18 protein-coding genes are annotated in these 17,579 nt (G+C 73.1%); 13 read left to right on the top strand and 5 right to left on the bottom strand.

What is annotated here, in order from left to right; genetic code table 11:
• Positions 1 to 139: 139 nt before the first annotated feature.
• A complete protein-coding gene (locus M0M48_RS06260) occupies positions 140 to 1,141 on the top strand; it encodes an IS481 family transposase (RefSeq protein WP_257750480.1) in 1,002 nt (333 codons plus the stop codon).
• Positions 1,142 to 1,157: 16 nt separating this feature from the next.
• On the opposite strand, the gene M0M48_RS06265 is transcribed toward M0M48_RS06260, so the two are convergent.
• Positions 1,158 to 1,874, bottom strand: coding sequence for a hypothetical protein (locus tag M0M48_RS06265; RefSeq protein WP_257750481.1), 717 nt, complete (start codon positions 1,872 to 1,874; stop codon positions 1,158 to 1,160).
• 266 nt (positions 1,875 to 2,140) lie between these two features.
• Positions 2,141 to 3,931, bottom strand: a complete 1,791-nt coding sequence (locus tag M0M48_RS06270; protein ID WP_257750482.1) for an AMP-dependent synthetase/ligase — start codon at positions 3,929 to 3,931, stop codon at positions 2,141 to 2,143.
• A gap of 285 nt (positions 3,932 to 4,216) precedes the next feature.
• Between M0M48_RS06270 and M0M48_RS06275 the strand changes: the two genes are divergently transcribed.
• The 6 genes from M0M48_RS06275 to M0M48_RS06300 are packed head-to-tail and all read left to right on the top strand — an operon-like array spanning position 4,217 to position 9,379.
• The gene (locus M0M48_RS06275; protein ID WP_215815206.1) at positions 4,217 to 4,672 is read left to right on the top strand and encodes an SRPBCC family protein; all 456 of its coding nucleotides are present in this window, start codon (positions 4,217 to 4,219) and stop codon (positions 4,670 to 4,672) included.
• A gap of 11 nt (positions 4,673 to 4,683) precedes the next feature.
• Complete coding sequence (locus M0M48_RS06280; protein ID WP_257750483.1) at positions 4,684 to 5,886, top strand: ArsA family ATPase; 1,203 nt, start codon at positions 4,684 to 4,686, stop codon at positions 5,884 to 5,886.
• Positions 5,876 to 6,271: a hypothetical protein gene (locus M0M48_RS06285; protein ID WP_215815204.1), complete on the top strand. Its 396-nt coding sequence runs from the start codon at positions 5,876 to 5,878 to the stop codon at positions 6,269 to 6,271. The genes M0M48_RS06280 and M0M48_RS06285 overlap by 11 nt, the downstream gene beginning before the upstream one ends.
• Complete coding sequence (locus M0M48_RS06290) at positions 6,268 to 7,203, top strand: ROK family glucokinase (protein ID WP_257750484.1); 936 nt, start codon at positions 6,268 to 6,270, stop codon at positions 7,201 to 7,203. The genes M0M48_RS06285 and M0M48_RS06290 overlap by 4 nt, the downstream gene beginning before the upstream one ends.
• 2 nt (positions 7,204 to 7,205) lie before the next feature.
• The gene (locus M0M48_RS06295) at positions 7,206 to 8,120 is read left to right on the top strand and encodes an ROK family protein (RefSeq protein ID WP_257750485.1); all 915 of its coding nucleotides are present in this window, start codon (positions 7,206 to 7,208) and stop codon (positions 8,118 to 8,120) included.
• On the top strand, positions 8,117 to 9,379 hold the full coding sequence (locus M0M48_RS06300; RefSeq protein WP_257750486.1) for a hypothetical protein: 1,263 nt from the start codon (positions 8,117 to 8,119) through the stop codon (positions 9,377 to 9,379). The genes M0M48_RS06295 and M0M48_RS06300 overlap by 4 nt, the downstream gene beginning before the upstream one ends.
• On the opposite strand, the gene M0M48_RS06305 is transcribed toward M0M48_RS06300, so the two are convergent.
• Both M0M48_RS06305 and M0M48_RS06310 read right to left on the bottom strand, forming a co-directional pair.
• Positions 9,324 to 9,752, bottom strand: a complete 429-nt coding sequence (locus tag M0M48_RS06305) for a hypothetical protein (RefSeq protein ID WP_257750487.1) — start codon at positions 9,750 to 9,752, stop codon at positions 9,324 to 9,326. The two genes, M0M48_RS06300 and M0M48_RS06305, sit on opposite strands and share 56 nt — an antisense overlap.
• 24 nt (positions 9,753 to 9,776) lie before the next feature.
• A complete protein-coding gene (locus M0M48_RS06310; protein ID WP_215815199.1) occupies positions 9,777 to 10,556 on the bottom strand; it encodes an alpha/beta hydrolase in 780 nt (259 codons plus the stop codon).
• A 285-nt stretch (positions 10,557 to 10,841) separates the two neighbouring features.
• On the opposite strand from M0M48_RS06310, the gene M0M48_RS06315 reads away from it, so the two are divergent.
• The 5 genes from M0M48_RS06315 to M0M48_RS06335 all read left to right on the top strand — a co-directional run bounded on the left by M0M48_RS06315 (position 10,842) and on the right by M0M48_RS06335 (position 15,664).
• A complete protein-coding gene (locus M0M48_RS06315; RefSeq protein ID WP_215815198.1) occupies positions 10,842 to 11,561 on the top strand; it encodes a lysophospholipid acyltransferase family protein in 720 nt (239 codons plus the stop codon).
• A 41-nt stretch (positions 11,562 to 11,602) separates the two neighbouring features.
• Positions 11,603 to 12,709: a MacS family sensor histidine kinase gene (macS, locus tag M0M48_RS06320; RefSeq protein WP_257759347.1), complete on the top strand. Its 1,107-nt coding sequence runs from the start codon at positions 11,603 to 11,605 to the stop codon at positions 12,707 to 12,709.
• Complete coding sequence (locus M0M48_RS06325) at positions 12,706 to 13,215, top strand: flavin reductase family protein (RefSeq protein WP_257750489.1); 510 nt, start codon at positions 12,706 to 12,708, stop codon at positions 13,213 to 13,215. The genes macS and M0M48_RS06325 overlap by 4 nt, the downstream gene beginning before the upstream one ends.
• 223 nt (positions 13,216 to 13,438) lie before the next feature.
• On the top strand, positions 13,439 to 14,803 hold the full coding sequence (locus M0M48_RS06330) for an alpha/beta hydrolase family protein (RefSeq protein WP_215815196.1): 1,365 nt from the start codon (positions 13,439 to 13,441) through the stop codon (positions 14,801 to 14,803).
• 207 nt (positions 14,804 to 15,010) lie between these two features.
• Positions 15,011 to 15,664, top strand: a complete 654-nt coding sequence (locus tag M0M48_RS06335; RefSeq protein WP_215815195.1) for a response regulator — start codon at positions 15,011 to 15,013, stop codon at positions 15,662 to 15,664.
• A 35-nt stretch (positions 15,665 to 15,699) separates the two neighbouring features.
• Here the strand turns inward: M0M48_RS06335 and M0M48_RS06340 are convergent, their stop codons facing one another.
• Entirely contained in the window at positions 15,700 to 16,920 is a 1,221-nt protein-coding gene (locus tag M0M48_RS06340) for an oxygenase MpaB family protein (RefSeq protein ID WP_257750490.1), read from the bottom strand.
• A gap of 56 nt (positions 16,921 to 16,976) precedes the next feature.
• Between M0M48_RS06340 and M0M48_RS06345 the strand changes: the two genes are divergently transcribed.
• Positions 16,977 to 17,579, top strand: a complete 603-nt coding sequence (locus M0M48_RS06345) for a TetR/AcrR family transcriptional regulator (protein WP_215815193.1) — start codon at positions 16,977 to 16,979, stop codon at positions 17,577 to 17,579.

The raw sequence follows: 17,579 nt of genomic DNA on the forward strand, positions 1-17,579 counted from the left end.
ATCCTGTTCGACTAGATGTGATGCCCAGGCACGTTGGTCGAGAACGTGTGACGACACGATCTGATGTCGTAGATGGGTGAAGGCCTCCCGATGTGGAGTGGAGCTGTCTAAGGAACCGCTTCACACCCAGGAGGCCTTCGTGTCCCACGCTACCCATGCAAACGCTGCTCTGACCCCGCGCGCCCGGCTCAAGCTGGCGCGTCTGATCGTCGATCACGGCTGGAAACCGGCTCGAGCCGCGGAGCGCTACGACGTGTCGTGGCGGACCGCGAAGAAGTGGGCTGACCGCTACCAGGCCGAGGGGCCAGCGGGGATGGTGGACCGGTCCTCGGCGCCGCGCCAGCAGCCGAACCGGACTCCCGCGCCGGTGGTGCGGAAGATCGTCCACCTGCGGTGGAAGCAGCGGCTGGGTCCGGTCGAGATCGGCGACCGGCTCGGCATGCCGTCCTCGACCGTGTACGCGGTGCTGGTCCGCTGCCGGCTCAACCGGCTCACGCACATCGACCGCACCACTGGGGAGCCCGTCCGCCGCTACGAACACGAAAAGCCAGGCGACCTGATCCACGTCGACGTCAAGAAGCTCGGCCGGGTGCCCGACGGCGGCGGCTGGCGCTACGTCGGCCGCAAGCAGGGCAACCGGAACCGGGCGGCGACGCCCGACCTTCCCCGCAACAGGTGGCGCAATCCGCTGACTGGGACCTGCTACCTGCACACCGTCATCGACGACCACTCACGAGTCGCGTACGTGGAGGCCCACAACGATGAGACCAAGGAAACCGCAGCGGCCGTGCTGCGCAACGCGGTCGCCTGGTTTGCCGACCGGGGCGTGACCGTCCAGCGGGTGATCAGCGACAACGGCAGCTGCTACAAGTCGAACCTCTGGAAGCAGACCTGTAGCGACCTGGGCATCACACCGAAGAAGACCAGGCCCTACCGACCGCAGACCAACGGCAAGATCGAGCGCTTCCACCGCACCCTCGCCGAGGGGTGGGCGTTCAAGAAGTTCTACAACTCCGAGTCAGCCCGACTCGCGGCTCTGCCAGCATGGGTCCACGAGTACAACCACCACCGGCCCCACTCAGCAATCGGGAAGGCCACACCCATCACCAGGTTGGACAACCTGGCTGGGCATCACAACTAGAACCGGCATGACGTCCTCACTGAGCGTTGCGGATGGTGGTGCAGACGTTGTTGCCCTTGTCGACCTCGACCTGGCTCTCCTTGTTCAGGAGGGCCACCGAGAGCTTGCCGCGCTCGCGCCCGTCCTGCAGCCACTCGAACTGCTGCTGGGTGACGGCGAGGTGCAGGGCCGGAGCGCCGCCCTCGGCGGGAGCGCCGTCCTCGGTCGCGACGGTGGTCGTGGTCTGCGCACCCTTGGAGAGCACGGTGACCCGGTCGATGAGCAGGCAGGTCGGCGTGCCGGGGTTGACGGTGAGGAACACCGCGAGCTGCGAGCCGGGCTCGATGAACGAGCCGACCGGCAGGTCGAAGGACTCCGGCTTGGCGATGAGACCGGTCGGCAGCGGCAGCGAGGCCACTTCGACGGGGTCGCCGACGCCGCCGAACTTGGTGGAGAGCAGCTGCTCGCCGGCGTAGAGCGTGGTCAGCGCGACCTTGTCGTCGATGTCGCCGAGGTCGCTCTGGCGCAGGGCGTTCTCGAGGACCTGGCCCTCGGGGACCTGGGTCTCGGCGAGCTTGCCGGTGTCGAGCGCCGACTTGATGCTCTCGCCGGGCAGCACGGTCTTGCCCGCGGCCACGGTGACGACGCTCGTGGTCTGGTACTTCTCGGCGGCGCGCGTCTCGGCGCCCCGAGCGAAGACGAAGACGAGCCCGACCCCGAGCGCGGCGATCACCGCGGCGACGACGAGCAACAACCTACGACGATCCACTTCAGAGCCCTCCCGCTCCCCATGGCTGCCGTCCGCCCCTCCCGGCACGTTCGGTCAGCGACTCCACTGAAGCAAAGTCATTTCCGCCCGCAACCCTCCCCGGCTGCGGCGCAGGCCGAGGCTAGCGCGTCCGGCGGCGAGTGTGGCGAAAATCGCGGAATCCCCAGATTTGATGACCGATCGCGGGTTGCGGGTGGCCCGACCGGGCTATGCCGCGGTCGTGGCCAGGGAGGTCAGGGAGGTCGGGGAGGTCAGGAGTAGAGCGCCGCGATCTCGTCGCGGCACTCGCGCATGACCACGTTGCGCTTGAGCTTGAGGCTCGGCGTCACCTGGCCGGCCTCCTCGGTCCAGTCGATCGGCAGGATCGTGAACTTGCGGATCGACTCGGCCTTGGACACCGCCTTGTTGGCCTCGTCGACGGCGGCCTGGATCTCGGCGCGCAGGTCCTCGTCGTCGACCAGGTCGGCGATCTTGCCGGACTTGCCGTGGTGCTCGGCCCAGGCCGGGAAGGCCTCCTCGTCGATCGTGACGAGCGCGCCGATGAACGGCTGCCCGTCGCCGACGACCAGGCACTGGCTGACCAGGGCGGACGCGCGGACGCGGTCCTCGAGGACGGCGGGTGCGACGTTCTTGCCGCCCGCGGTCACCAGGATCTCCTTCTTGCGCCCGGTGATCCGGACGAATCCCTCGTCGTCGACCTCGCCGACGTCGCCGGTGTGGAACCAGCCGCCCTCGTCGAGCGCCTCGGCGGTCGCGGCGGGGTTGTTCCAGTAGCCGGTGAAGACCTGGCCGCCGCGGAAGAGCAGCTCGCCGTCGTCCGCGATCCGTACGGCGGTCCCGGGCAGCGGCCGCCCGACGGTGCCGACCTTCTGGGCGTCGGGGAGGTTGACCGTCAGCGCCGCGGTGGTCTCGGTCAGGCCGTAGCCCTCGAGCACGGTGACGCCGATGCCCCGGTAGAAGTGGCCGAGCCGCTCACCGAGCGGGGCGCCGCCGGAGACGGCGAACTCGCAGTTGCCGCCCAGCGCGGTGCGGAGCTTGCCGTAGACCAGGCGTCCGAAGAGCGCGTGCTGGGTGCGGACCCGCAGCGGCACCCGGCCACCGTCGAGCGCGCGGGAGTAGGCGATGGCGGTCTCGGCGGCGCGGTCGAAGATCTTGCCCTTGCCGTCGGCGGTCGCCTTCTGCGAGGCGGTGTTGAAGACCTTCTCGAAGACGCGGGGGACCGCGAGGATGAAGGTCGGCCGGAACGTGGCGAGCTGGGGGAGCAGGTTCTTGATGTCGGCGCTGTGGCCCAGCCGGGTGCGCGACTTGATGCAGCCGACCTGGATGATCCGCGCGAACACGTGCGCCAGCGGCAGGAACAGCAGCGTGGAGGCGCCCTCGGTGTCGAAGAGCCGCTCCAGCTCGTCGACCGCGACGACCAGCTCGGTCTGGAAGTTGTCGTGGGTGAGCATGCAGCCCTTGGGCCGCCCGGTCGTGCCCGAGGTGTAGATCAGCGTGGCGAGACCCTCGGGCCCGACCGACGTACGACGCTCCTCGAGGTCGGCGTCCGCGACCCCGGAGCCGGCGGTGGTCAGGGCGGCGACGGCGCCGTCCTCGATCACCCAGACGTGCTCCAGGGCGGTCAGTCCGGCCCGCAGGGGCTCGATCCGGGCCAGGCGGGTGGCGTCCTCGCAGACGACGGCGCGGGCGCCGGAGTCGGACAGGATCCACTGGATCTGCTCCTCCGAGGAGGACTCGTAGATCGGCACGGTGGCGGCCCCGGCGAACCAGATCGCGTAGTCGAGCAGCGTCCACTCGTAGCGGGTCCGCGAGATCAGGGCGACCCGGTCGCCGGGCGCGATGCCGGAGGCGATGAGGCCCTTGGCGACGGCGCTCACCTCGTCGAGGAAGGTGGCGCAGGTGACGTCCTCCCAGTCCCCGCCGGCCGTGGCCCGGCTGAACTGCACGCTCTGCGGCGCCTCGGCCGCGTTGCGGATCACGTCATCGGTCAGGTTGCCGGTCGTGGGGATCGACACGGTCTGCGGGGTGGAGTACTCGCGCACGGTCGCAGGTTACCGCCGAGTTAGGGCGTGTCCCTCACGTCCCCGCCTGCTGCGCGGCGTTTGCGACTCGATCTGGCGGCGTTCTCGGAGACTCGACGGGCCTCCGGCCCGCCTTCGCTCCTCGGCCTTGCCAGATCGGCCGCAAACACCGCTCGCGACGGCGCGGACGTGAGGGACACGCCCTAGGGCAGGTGGTGCCTGCCCGCGGTGGTGCCGGTGCCCGGAGAGGACCGCGTCACGTCCGGTGCCCGCCCGGGGCGGGACCAGGTCCGGTAGCCTTCCCGCATGGCCGAACAGACGTCCTCGTCGATCGTCGTCGACGCACCGCCCGCCGAGGTGATGGCCGTCATCGCCGACTTCGCGGCCTACCCCGCGTGGGCCAAGGGCGTCACCGTCGCCGACGTCCGCTCGTCCTACGACGACAGCGACCCGGCCCAGGCCGGTCGGGCGCGCGAGGTGTTCTTCGCCCTCGACGTGTCGCCGATCAAGGACGAGTACACCCTCGCCTACGTCTGGGACGGCGACCGCCAGGTCACCTGGACCCTCGCCGAGGGCAAGATGCTCAAGGCCCTCGACGGCGCCTACGTGCTGCGCGCGAGCGGCTCCGGCACCGAGGTGACCTACCGGCTGGCCCTCGACGTCTCGATCCCGCTGATCGGCATGCTCAAGCGCAAGGGCGAGAAGATCCTCATCGACACCGCGCTCAAGGGCCTGAAGAAGCGCGTCGAGTCCGGCGCCTGAGGTCTGCCGGCGTGCGGATCGTTCTCTTCACCGGCAAGGGCGGCGTCGGCAAGTCCACCGTCGCGGCCGGTACGGCGGCGCTCGCGGCCGCGCGCGGCCTGCGCACGCTGGTGATCTCGACCGACGCCGCGCACTCGCTCGCCGATGCCTACGGCGCCGGCCCGACCGGCGCGGAGCCCACCGAGGTGGCGCCCGGTCTGTTCCTCCAGCAGGTCGACGCCCAGCTGCGCTTCGAGCAGTCCTGGGCCGACATCCAGCGCTACCTGCTCTCGGTGCTCGACGCGGTGGGCATGGACCCGGTCGCGGCCGAGGAGATGACCGTCATCCCGGGCGCCGAGGAGGTGCTCGCCCTGCTCGAGCTGCGCCAGCACGCCCGCTCGGGCCGCTGGGACGTGATCGTCGTCGACTGCGCGCCGACCGCCGAGACGCTGCGGCTCCTGGCACTGCCCGAGGCGCTCGGGTGGTACCTCGAGCGGCTGCTGCCGATCCAGCGCCGGCTGGTCAAGGCGCTGCGCCCGGTGCTCAACCGCGCGGCCGGCGTACCGATGCCGGGGGACGCGGTCTTCGACGCGATCACCCGCCTGCACGGCGAGCTGGACGACGTCCACGCGCTCCTGTCGGGGCCCGAGGCGAGCGTGCGGCTGGTGCTCACCCCGGAGCAGGTGGTGCTCGCCGAGGCGCGCCGCGCCTACACGAGCCTGTGCCTGTTCGGCTACCGCGTCGACGGCGTGGTCGCCAACCGGGTCTTCCCCGACGGTGACGGCGACCCGTGGCGGGCCGGATGGGTGGCCGCCCAGGCGGGCGTGCTGCGCGAGGTGGCCCAGTCGTTCGGCGGGCTGCCGGTGTGGACCTCGCAGTACCAGGCGGCCGAGCCGGTGGGCGTCGCGGCGCTCGCGGACCTCGCCACCGGCCTGTACGACGGCGCGGACCCGCTCGCGCTGCCCACCGGTGACGGCCCGTTCCGGGTCACCCGCGGCGAGACCGGCGCGGTCGCCCACCTGGCGCTGCCGTTCGTGACCCGGGCCGAGGTCGACCTGGCCCGCAACGGCGACGAGCTCGTGATGACCGTCGGCTCCTACCGGCGGCTGATGACGCTGCCGCCGGGCCTGGCCCGGCTCCGGGTGGCGGGGGCCAGCGTGGTCGAGGGCGAGCTGCGGGTACGGTTCGCGGAGCCCGATCCGGTGGCGATGGGAGACCAGCACCATGCCCGATGACGACATCGGCAGCGTCGGCGAGGAGGCGATGAAGCTCCTCGGCGCCTTCGCCGACCTGGCCAAGCAGCACACCGGCGACACCGCCGGCGGGCTCGGCAACCTGGCCGGCCAGGCCGCGGCGATGGCCCACGACGTCAACGAGCACCTCGCGACCGACGCGGCCGAGTGCCGCTACTGCCCGGTGTGCCGGGTGGTGCACGCGGTCCGGCAGACCTCGCCCGAGGTCAAGGCGCACCTCACGGTCGCCGCCTCCTCCCTGCTCCAGGCCGCGGCGGGCCTGCTCGAGACGCTGCCCCAGCCGCCCGACAGCGGCTCCGGCGCCGCTCGTGGGCCCGAGGTGCAGCACATCGACCTCGACGACGACGGGCCGGACCCGGGCCCGTGACCGGCGACCTGACCTGCGGGATCGACATCGGCGGCACCAAGATCGCCGGTGCGGTGGTCGATGCCGGCGGCACGGTCGTTGCCGAGTCCCGCGTCGAGTCGCCCGCCGCCGACGCGAGCGCTATCGCCACCACCGTCGCGGCGCTCGTCGCCGAGCTGACCGGGCCGGGCGGTCACCCGGTGCGCGCGGTCGGGGTGGGTGCCGCGGGCTACGTCGCGGCCGACCGCTCGACCGTGCTCTTCGCGCCCAACATCGCCTGGCGCAACGAACCCCTCGGTGCCGACCTCGCGCGCCGCACGGGTCTGCCCGTGGTCGTCGAGAACGACGCCAACGCCGCCGCCTGGGGCGAGTTCCGCCACGGCGCGGGCCGCGACGCCGACGACCAGCTCATGGTGACCGTCGGCACCGGCGTGGGTGGCGGCGTCGTGACCGAGGGGCGGCTGCTGCGCGGCGCCTACGGTGTGGCCGCCGAGATCGGCCACCTGTGCGTCGTGCCGGACGGGCTGGAGTGCGGCTGCGGCAACCGCGGCTGCCTCGAGTCCTACGCCAGCGGCACCGCGCTGGTCCGCGCTGCGCAGGCCGCGCCCGGCGCCGCGATCCTGGACGCCGCCGGCGGCGACCCGTCCGCGATCACCGGACCGATGGTCACCGCGGCCGCCGTGGCCGGCGATGCCACCGCCGTGGGCCTGCTCGCCGACCTGGGCCGCTGGCTCGGGCACGGCATCGCCTCGCTCGTCGCGGTCCTCGACCCGGCGGTCATCGTCGTCGGGGGCGGCGTCGCCGCGGCCGGCGACCTGCTGCTCGACCCGGTACGGGCGGCGTTCGACCGCGAGCTGACCGGCCGGGGCTACCGTCCCCGCGCCGCGATCGTGCCCGCCGTCCTCGGCAACCGCGCCGGCATGATCGGCGCCGCGGACCTCGCACGGGGGTGAGCATGGGCGCGGGCTACGTCGGCGTCGACGTCGGCGGCACCAAGGTGCTGGCAGTACGCGTGTCCGCCGACGGTGCGGTCGAGGCGAGCGCCACCCGGCCGATGCCGGGCCGGACCGCGCCCGTCACCGAGGTCGAGGACGCGATCGTCGCCGCCGTCCGGGCGGTCCAGGACGGCGCGCACCGGCCCGCCGGGCTCGGCATCTCCGCCGCCGGGCTCGTCGACGCCGCCGGCGAGCGCTTCCTCTTCGGCGCCCACCTGCCGTGGCGCGACGCCCCGGTGCGCCGGGTGATCGCGGAGCGCACCGGTCTGCCTGTCGTCCTCGACAACGACGCCAACTGCGCGGCCCATGCCGAGCTCGTGGCCGGTGCCGCGCGCGGGGTCGACGCGGCGCTGCTCATCACGATCGGCACGGGCATCGGCGGGGCGCTGGTGCTCGGCGGCCGGGTCGTGCGCGGCGCGCACGGACTGGCGGGGGAGTTCGGCCACATGCAGGTGGTGCCCGGTGGGCTTGCCTGCGAGTGCGGCCTGCGCGGCTGCTGGGAGCAGTACTGCAGCGGGCGCGCCCTCGAACGGGTCACCCGCGTCGCCCTGGGCCGTCACCTCGAGGGGCCCGAGGTGACCGCGCTGGCCCGGGCCGGCGACGAGGTCGCCCGCCACGCCTTCGGCTCGATCGGCACCTGGCTCGGCGTCGGCGCGGCCGGGCTCGTCTCGGCGTTCGACCCCGAGGTGGTCGTGGTCGGCGGCGGGGTCTCCGCGGTCGGCGACCTGCTGCTGGCGCCCGCCCGCCGGGCGCTGGAGGAGTCCCTGCAGGGCACGGACTACCGCGCGGTGCCGCCGCTGGTCCCGGCCACGCTGGGTCCGGAGGCGGGTGCCGTCGGCGCCGCGCTCCTGGCCCGCGACGGACGCGGCCGATGACGCCCGACCGCGCCCGGGTCTGGGCGCTCTGGGGGCTGAGCCGGCTGGTCGTGCTGCTGCTCTTCGTGACCGTCGAGACCGGCTCGGCCTTCGACCTGAAGTACTACGCCGCCAACCTCGACAGCCTCGGCGCCGAGGGCGTCGGGGGCACCCTGCGCGAGTACCCCGTACCTGCCTTCCTCGTGCTCGCGCTGCCCTACGGGCTGCTCCACATGGTCGGCCTGAGCGCGATCTACCCGGCGGTGGTCTTCGCGCTGGCCCTGCTCCTCGACGCCTGGTTCCTGCACGTGCTCGTGGGCCGGGCCCGTACCCCGGGCGCGACCAGCGCGCCGGTCTGGGCGTGGCTGGCCGCGACGCCGGCGCTCGGCGCGCTGTCGTTCGCGCGCTTCGACCTGCTGCCCGGCGTGCTGGTCGCCCTCGCCCTGCTCACCTTCGTCGACGCGCCGCGCCGCGCCGCCGTCCTCGGCGTCCTGGCCACCGGCGTGAAGTACAGCCCCGCCCTGGTGCTGCCCGGGCTCGCCGCGCCCGCCGCGAGCCGGCTCCGGGTCGTGGTGTCCGGTGCCGTCGCCGGTGTCGTCCTGGTGCTGGTCAGCATCGCGGTCGGTGGCTGGGACCGGGTCGTCTCGCCGCTGTCGTACCAGGGCCGCCGCGGGCTCCAGATCGAGTCGCTCGCCGCGACGCCGGCCATGGTGCGCTGGGCCTTCTCCCCCCACCAGTACGACGTGTTCTACGCGCCGTCCAAGGCCTGGGAGGTCCGCGGCCCCGGCGTCGACGCCCTGCTCACCGCCAGCACGGTCGCCACCGCGCTGCTGCTCGCCGTCCTGGTCGCGCTCTGGGTCCTCGCCTGGGTGCGGCTGCCCGACCCGCGCACCGGCCTGACCGCCGTGGTCTGGCTGACGCTCGCGGCGGTGCTGGCGTTCATCGCCGGCGGCAAGGTGCTCAGCCCGCAGTACCTGCTCTGGGTGCTGCCGCCCGCCTGCGCCGGCCTGGAGCTCGTCGACGCGGCCGACCGGCGCCGGCTCGGCCGCTGGACCGCCGTGCTGCTCGTGACGACCGCGCTGACCCACCTGATCTACCCGGTCGGCTACAACCACCTGCTCGGGCACGACGGCTGGAGCGGCGTGATGGTCGCGGTCCTCACCGTGCGCAACCTGCTGCTCGCCGGGCTGTGCGTGAGCGCGCTCGTCGCGGCCCACGCAGCGATCAGACGCGTGCCCCGTCGTCCCAGGGATCGCGCGGCGAGCCCGGCATCCGGATGACCAGGTAGCAGAAGCCGAGCACGAAGCCGCCCACGAGCAGCCAGCCCAGCCAGCCCGGCATGCTCAGCCCGGAGATCAGGAAGACCAGCAGGATCGTGGGCGAGCCGAAGACACCTGCCCACGCGAGCAGCCGGTCGAACGGCGGGATCGGCACCGGAGGCGGGTCCTCGGGCACGAACCGGTCGAACGCGGGGATGTCGTCCTCGGGGTCGTCGGGGTCGTCGTCCCCGAGGTCGGCCGGCTCGTCGAGGTCGTCGGCGGGGTCCACACGGACCGGTTCGGGCTCGGCCTCCGGCTCGAGCTCGGCGCGCTCGCCGTAGTTGTCGACGATGGCCTGCCAGGCGGCGTCCTCGTCCGGGTCTTCCCGCTGCACGGCTCCAGCGTAGGACCTGCGCGGTCAGGCGCCGCCGGTCACCCGCGCCACGAACGCCGCCGACTGCTCGAAGATGAGCGGAGCGTCGTTGTCGAGCGTGGCCACGTGGTAGCTCTCCGGCAGCTCGACCCGGGTCACGTCGGTGGAGGAGACGGCCCCGAGGACCAGCGGCTCGGACGACTCGTCGACCACGTGGTCCTCGGGGGAGCGGAAGTAGATCATCGGCACCGTGATCCGGGACAGGTCGGCGCGCAGGTGCGGCCAGGCCTGCATCATCGAGTGCGCCGCCTTGAGCGGCGTGCGGTCGTAGCCGTTCTCGCTGACGCCCGGCTTCTTGATGTCGCCGGCGATCGCCGGGAACGACGGCACCAGGTGCTTGAGCACCGGCAGCAGCTTGACGTCGAGCCGCTTGGTCGCGACCGCGGGGTTGACCACCATGACCCCGGCCAGGTCGGCGTCGCGGTCGGCGGCCAGCCGCAGCACCAGCGCACCGCCCATCGACAGCCCGCCGACCACCACGGCGTCGTGCTCGGCGCGCAGCGCGTCGAAGGCGTCGGTGATCGCGCCGTACCAGTCCTGCCAGCGGCGGGTGTTGAGGTCGCGCCAGGTGGTGCCGTGGCCGGGCAGCAGCGGCGCGTGCACGCCGTAGCCGAGGGCGGCGAGGTGCTCGCCCCACGGCCGCATCGACACCGGCGAGCCGGTGAAGCCGTGGCTGAGCAGCACGCCGATCCGGCGTCCGCCGGTCAGCTCGGGACGTGCGGCGACGGTCAGCGGCGCGGCGGGGTCATCAGCGGTCGGCGGCATGAGGTGATTGTGCCGCACCGACGGCCCGTGGTCGCCGGGTCGGCAGATGTGCGCCAAGGCACCAGGGCATGTCTGCCTGTTGCTCGCCTGCTGCGCGATGCGGGCGACTCGATCGGGCGGCGTTGTCGCAGACTCGACGGGCCTCCGGCCCGCCTTCGCTGCTCCGCCTTGCCCGATCGGCCGCCCGCACCGCTCGCGACGGCGACCAACAGGCAGACATGCCCTAGGCTTCGATCAGTCGGCGCCCGTCCGGGCGGGTGCACGCGCAGGGGAAGGTGCGGTCGGTTGTTCTACTGGTTCCTGAAGTTCATCGCTCTCGGGCCGTTGCTCAAGGTGATCTTCCGCCCCCGTGCCGAGGGCGTCGAGAACGTCCCCACCGAGGGGCCCGCCATCCTGGCGAGCAACCACCTGTCCTACGCCGACTGGCTGTTCATGCCGCTGGTCGTGCCGCGCAAGGTCAGCTTCGTCGCCAAGGCGGAGTACTTCACCTCGCCGGGCATCAAGGGCTGGCTCCAGAAGAACTTCTTCAGCGGCACCGGCAACATCCCGATCGACCGCTCCGGTGCCAACGCGGCCGCGGGCGCGCTGATCTCGGCCAAGAAGGTCCTCTCCGACGGCGACCTCTTCGGCATCTACCCCGAGGGCACCCGCTCCCACGACGGCCGCCTCTACCGCGGCAAGACCGGCATCGCGCGCCTGGCGCTCGAGACCGGGGTGCCGGTGATCCCGGTCGCCGTGGTCGGTACCGACATCGTCGCGCCGCCGGGCAAGACCTTCGGGCGCTGGACCCGTCCGCACGTGCGCTTCGGCAAGCCGATGGACTTCTCGCGCTACGCCGGCATGGAGAACGACCGCTTCATCCTGCGCTCGATCACCGACGAGATCATGTACGAGATCATGCGGCTCTCCCAGCAGGAGTACGTCGACATGTACGCCACCCGCGCCAAGTCCGAGGCCAAGAAGGCCGAGCACGGCGACGGCGAGCAGCGGAAGCTCGCGTCCTGACCGACCCGGGCGCGGGGACCGCGGCGGCGACGCGAGCAGCGATCGCCGTCGAGGACCGGATGTTCCGGGCACTGGCGGTGCTCCGGGTGGTCGTCCTCGGCTACACGGTGGCGATCAACGCCTACCGCAACAACTTCGAGCACCCGGTGCTCGGCTGGGCCTGCGTGGGCCTGATGGTGGTCGCGACGGCCGTCTCGATCGTCGTGTACGCCGCGCCCGAGCGCCGGATCCCGGCGGTGCTGCTGGCCGACCTGGCCCTGGCCGTCGGCCTGCTGCTGGTCACGCCCGTGGTCAAGGGGGAGTGGTTCAACGCGACCATCCCTGGCTACTGGATCGTCGGCGCGCTGCTGGCCTGGGCGGTCCGCTACGGCTGGCGCGGCGGGACGGCGGCCGCGGTGCTGCTCGGCGCCGTCGACCTGCTCACCCGCAGCGAGGTGCACCAGAAGGACTGGGGCAACGTCTTCCTGCTGCTCCTGGGCGGCTCGATGCTCGGCTTCGTGTGCGAGTCGCTCAAGCAGATGGCCGCCGAGCGCGACCGCGCCCAGCGCGAGGCTGCCGCCGCCTCCGAGCGCGCCCGGCTGGCCCGCGTGGTCCACGACGGGGTGCTCCAGGTGCTGGCGCTCGTGCAGCGCCGCGGCGGTGAGCTCGGGGGCGAGGCCGCCGAGCTCGGCCGGCTCGCGGGCGAGCAGGAGCAGGCGCTGCGCACGCTCATCCGCTCCCAGGAGGCGGTGACCGCCTCCGCGGTCGCCACCACCACCGCCGACCTCGCCGCGCTCCTGGGGCCGCTCGGCAGCCGGCCCCGCACCGAGGTGGCGCTCCCGGCCGGTGCCGTCCCGCTGCCCGCGCCCGCGGCGGCCGAGGTGGTCGCGGTGGTCCGCGCGTGCCTCGACAACGTCGAGCGCCACGTCGGCGCCGGCGCGCCCGCGTGGATCCTGCTCGAGGACCTGGGCGACCGGGTCGAGGTGTCCGTGCGCGACGAAGGCCCCGGGATCCCCGAGGGACGGCTCGATGCGGCCGCCGCCGAGGGCCGGATGGGGGTCAGCGAGTCCATCCGGGGCCGGATCCGCGACCTGGGCGGGACCGCCACGCTCGACACCGGCGGCTACGGCACGGAGTGGGTTCTCGTCGTACCGAGGGAGCAGGGATGACCATCCACAGCACGCACCCGTTCGCGGACGCCGATCCCGACCCGGCCCGGCGCTTCCGCGGCCACGTCGGCGGCGCCGTCACCCTCTGGACCGCCGGCGACGACACCGAGCGAGCCGGCCTGACGGTCAGCTCGCACATGGTCGCGCTCGGCCCCCGGCCGGTCGTCCTGGCCCTGCTCGACCCCGACTCCGACCTGCTCGACGTGCTGCGCACCAGCGGCTGGGGTGTGGTCCAGCTGCTCTCGTGGGCCGACCGCCAGCTCGCGGAGGCCTTCGCGGGCACGGCGCCCGCGCCCGGGGGGCCGTTCCGGCAGGCGGCGTTCACCGCGACGGCGTACGGGCCGCGGCTGGCGTCGGCCACGACCTGGGCCGGCGTCCGCCTGGCCGGCGAGCGCGAGGTCGGCTGGTCGGTCGAGGTCACCGCCGCGATCGAGCACGTCGAGATCGGCGCCGAGGACGACGACGCGCTGCTCCACCGGCGCGGGCGCTTCCACCGCGCCCCTTGAGGGGGTGGCTCCCACGTCGGCGCCTGCTGCGCGGTGTTGGCGACTCGATCTGGCGGCGTTCTCGCCGACTCGACGGGCCTCCGGCCCGCCTTCGCGACTCGGCCTTGCCAGATCGGCCGCCAACACCGCTCGCGACGGCGCCGACGTGGGAGCCACCCCCTAGGGGCAAGAGCCCGGGACCTTCCCGATGTGCCGGACCCGCGGCCCGACCTAGCGTCGCGCCATGTCCCGATCATCCCCCCGCATCATCGTCCTCGCCCTCGCCGTCCTCGCGCTCGTCCTGAGCGCCTGCTCCCAGGACGACAAGAAGAAGCCCGCCGCCGAGAAGCCGCCCACGGCGCAGGAGCCCCGTGGTCTCGACGGCGACTGGGCCGGCGTCATCGAGGTGCCCGGCGCACCGGTCGACGTCGGCCTCACGTTCTCCGGCGACGGCGCGACGATCACCATCCCCGCGCAGGGCCTGGAGGACGCCGAGCTCACGGGCGTCCGCACGACCGACACCGAGGTCGCGTTCGAGGCGCCGCAGATCGCGCCCGACGCGACGTTCGCCGGTACCTACGCCGCCGCGACCGACCGCATCACCGGCAAGCTGACCGCCGGGGGCCAGGACCTCGCCGTCAGCCTCGAGCGGGGCACCGTCGCCCCGCTGGAGCGCCCTCAGGAGCCGGAGGAGCCCCTGCCGTACCGCAGCGAGGACGTCTCGTTCGAGGCCGGTGACGTCACCATCGCCGGCACCCTCACCTCGCCCGAGGGTGAGGGCCCGTTCCCGGCCGTGGTGCTGCTGACCGGCGCCGGCGCGCAGGACCGCGACGAGCAGGGCTTCGCGCACAAGCCGTTCCTGGTGCTCTCCGACGCCCTCACCCGCGCCGGGTACGCCGTGCTGCGCACCGACGACCGCGGCGTCGGCGGCACCACCGGCAGCGACGCCGACGCGACGTACGACGACCTGACCGCCGACGCCCTGGCGATGACCGACTTCCTGCGCGAGCGTCCCGAGATCGACCCGGAGCGGATCGGCCTGATGGGGCACAGCCAGGGCGGCTACCTGGCGCCGCTGGCGGCGTCCCGGGCGCCGGAGAAGGTGGCGTTCGTCGTCCTGATGGCGGGGCCCGCGCAGACCGGCTGCGAGGTGCTGAAGTACCAGGCCCGGGCCCAGCTCGAGCTCCAGCAGCAGGGCACCCCGGACAAGCTGAAGGAGAGCGACGCCGCCAACCAGCGCCTGTGCGACCTCCTGACGGCCGGTGACCTCGACGGCGCCCGCGCGCTCGACCCGACCGTCACGCCGACCATGGCCGCGCAGACGGCGTACGACCCGGAGCCCGCGCTCCGCGCGCTGCGGGTGCCGACGCTGGCGTTCTTCGGCAGCAAGGACATCCAGGTGCCGCCCTCGCTCAACGAGCCGCTGATGCGCCGCTTCCTGAGCGAGGACGCCGATGCGACGGTGCACGTCTTCGCCGGCGCCAACCACCTGATGCAGCCCGCCACGTCGGGAACGCCCGACGAGTACGCGCAGATCACGACGACCATCGACCCCGACGTGCTCACCTACGTCACCACGTGGCTGGAGGAGCACGTGCCGTCCGCCTGACCTGCCTCACCGGATCGGCGACGCCCATGGCCCAGGCCATGGCGGCCTCTTGCTCGCCTGCTGCGCGGCACTTGCGACTCGATCGGGCGGCGTTGTCGCAGACTCGACGGGCCTCCGGCCCGCCTTCGCTGCTCCGCCTTGCCCGATCGGCCGCAAGCACCGCTCGCGACGGCGACCAAGAGGCCGCCATGGCCTAGGGTCCCTCCCATGACGGACCGGATCCGGGTCATGGTCGTCGACGACCACCCCATGTGGCGTGACGCTGTCGAGCGCGACCTCGCCGCGGCGGGCTTCGAGGTGGTCGCGGTCGCGGCGACGGGGACCGAGGCGGTCAACCGGTTCAACGCGACCCGGCCCCAGGTCGTCGTTCTCGACCTGCAGATCCCCGAGCCCAGCGGGGTCGAGGTGACCGCGCAGGTGCTGGCCAGCGAGCCGTCCTCGCGGGTGCTGATCCTGTCGGCCTCCGGCGAGCAGGACGACGTGCTCGCGGCGGTCAAGGCGGGCGCGACCGGCTACCTGGTCAAGTCCGCCTCGCGCGACGAGCTCATCGACGCCGTACGACGCGTGGCCGCCGGCGACAGCGTCTTCACCCCCGGCCTGGCCGCCCTGGTGCTGGGGGAGTTCCGGCGGATGGACCAGCCCGCGATGCCGCCCGGTGAGCGGCTCACCGACCGCGAGACCGAGATCCTCAAGATGGTCGCCAAGGGGATGTCGTACAAGCAGATCGCCGAGCGCCTCGTGCTCTCGCACCGCACGGTGCAGAACCATGTCCAGAACACCCTGCGCAAGCTCCAGATGCACAACCGCGTCGAGCTGACCCGCTACGTCATCGAGCAGGGCCTCGACGACGAGGACGAGTGAGCCCGCGCGGGCTCACCCCTCAGGTTCCTCAGGCCTCAGCCGTCGCCGCGCGCCGGGTGCGGTCGCCCGCCGCCGGGTGAGGCGTCGACCAGGTCGTGCTGGACGTTCCAGTCGCGGCGCAGCCGCTCCTCCTGCTCGGCCTCGTAGGCCTTGCCCTTGCGGGTGCGCGGCCCGAGCGTGCCGGGGACCAGGTCGCGCAGGTGGTTGACCAGGCTGAGGACCGGGCCGAGCAGCGCGAGCACCCGGGTCAGCCGGGTCCGGGGGACGGCGAGCTCGTCGGCGATCTCGTCGCCGAGGAACAGCCGCTCCAGCGCGTGCACGACCCGTGGCGCCTGGCGGGCGAGCGGCCGGGGCAGGACGCCCTCGATCTCGGGGACCAGGAACTCCCGGTTGATGCTGGCGACCAGCGCCCGGCAGTAGTCGTCGACCACCGGCCGGGTGAGCAGGTAGATCTCCTCGAGCCGCTCCTGCTCGGCGGCGTTGCGGGGGAGCAGGCCGTCCTCGATGCCGAGCAGGTGGCCGAGGTAGCGCCAGCGGGCGTAGGCGGCCGCCTCCTCGTGCGCCAGGTACGGCGCCCCGATCCGCCGCATCGCGCGCAGCGGGATGAGCGTGAACTCGACGAGCGTGTAGGCCAGGTAGGACTGCGAGATCGGCAGCCCCCACGCGGCCTCGTCCCAGTCGGGGCGTTCGCGCAGGCTCGCCCGCACGAGGGCGTGGATGATCCGCACCCGCACGGTCAGCTCGAAGCCGTCGCTGAACCGGGTCAGGCCGCCGGGCTGGTTGACCGCGAGCAGCCAGGAGCCGACCTCGATGGTCCGGGCGCCGGCGTTCTCGACGTACCGGCCGGTGAGCTCGAGGGGCCGCGAGGCCGCGGAGTTGGCGTAGCCGCTGACCAGCGAGGCCGCGCCGAGCACGATGCCGGAGGCCCGGGAGTAGCGCGAGGTGTAGCGCGAGTCGTGGTCGATCGCGGCGGTGTCGACCCAGGCGGGGACCGCGTCGAGCTCGGCGAAGAGCGCGACCAGCGAGTCCGGCGCGTCCGGTACGGCGCCGATGCCCTCGCGGCACGCCGTGCGCAGCATCCGCATCGCCTTGCCGTGCCCGAGCCGGGCGAAGTCGGCGACGAAGGCGTCGGCGAGCGGGTCGCCGTCCGCCATGGCGGCGAGGTAGCGCTCGGCGAAGGGACCGAACCGGGCCCGCGCCTCGGCGACGCGGCGGAGGCTGGTGGGGATCGTCTGCGGGACCTGTCGGGTGGTCATGCGACGAGGCTAAAGTGAGAGATCCTCACCTTCTATTCACTTTTGCGGAGGCGCACGTGGCGCAGCGGCAGCGGGCCCGCCCGCGGCAGGACCGGGCGGTCCAGACCCGGCGCCTGCTCCTCGACACCGCGGTGCGGATCCTCGACCGCGACGGCATCGAGCGGCTCTCCACCACGGCCGTGATCCGTGACGCCCACGTGAGCAGCGGGACGTTCTACCGCTACTTCAACGACCGCGGCGAGCTGCTCGGCGTCCTGCGCGAGGAGGCGGTGCGCGCCATCAGCGACGACCTCATGGTCAGCGTCGTCGACGCCCTCGAGCTCGACCTGGACGACGCCCTGCGGCTCGTCGTCCGCACCCTCGTCGCCGGCTTCGAGCAGCACCGCGGCGTCATCGCGGCGATGGTCAACCAGCTGCCCGCCGGCAACAACGCCAACGTGCTGCCCGAGATCGAGGGCGACCTGCACCGTCTCGCCTCGCTGCTGCCGCGCCGGCACCGCCCCGACCTCGCTCCCGAGCAGCTGGAGGGGGTCGTCTTCATGCTGATGGGGGTCCTGGTCTCGACCTGCCTGCGCATCGCGCTCGGGCGTCCGGAGGACGTCGACCGCGAGCAGCTGGTGGACCTCACCGTCGCGATGATCGGGGCGGGGCTGCGCTGA

Origin of the sequence: Pimelobacter simplex (assembly GCF_024662235.1) — a bacterium.
Classification (GTDB): domain Bacteria; phylum Actinomycetota; class Actinomycetes; order Propionibacteriales; family Nocardioidaceae; genus Nocardioides.

What these genes read in the sequence shown, in the direction of transcription:
- M0M48_RS06275 (WP_215815206.1), top strand. Translation starts at nt 4,217, where the DNA reads ATGGCCGAACAGACGTCCTCGTCGATCGTCGTCGACGCACCGCCCGCC.
- M0M48_RS06285 (WP_215815204.1), top strand. Translation starts at nt 5,876, where the DNA reads ATGCCCGATGACGACATCGGCAGCGTCGGCGAGGAGGCGATGAAGCTC.
- M0M48_RS06295 (WP_257750485.1), top strand. Translation starts at nt 7,206, where the DNA reads ATGGGCGCGGGCTACGTCGGCGTCGACGTCGGCGGCACCAAGGTGCTG.
- M0M48_RS06300 (WP_257750486.1), top strand. Translation starts at nt 8,117, where the DNA reads ATGACGCCCGACCGCGCCCGGGTCTGGGCGCTCTGGGGGCTGAGCCGG.
- M0M48_RS06310 (WP_215815199.1), bottom strand. Translation starts at nt 10,556, where the DNA reads ATGCCGCCGACCGCTGATGACCCCGCCGCGCCGCTGACCGTCGCCGCA.
- M0M48_RS06325 (WP_257750489.1), top strand. Translation starts at nt 12,706, where the DNA reads ATGACCATCCACAGCACGCACCCGTTCGCGGACGCCGATCCCGACCCG.
- M0M48_RS06330 (WP_215815196.1), top strand. Translation starts at nt 13,439, where the DNA reads ATGTCCCGATCATCCCCCCGCATCATCGTCCTCGCCCTCGCCGTCCTC.
- M0M48_RS06335 (WP_215815195.1), top strand. Translation starts at nt 15,011, where the DNA reads ATGACGGACCGGATCCGGGTCATGGTCGTCGACGACCACCCCATGTGG.
- M0M48_RS06340 (WP_257750490.1), bottom strand. Translation starts at nt 16,920, where the DNA reads ATGACCACCCGACAGGTCCCGCAGACGATCCCCACCAGCCTCCGCCGC.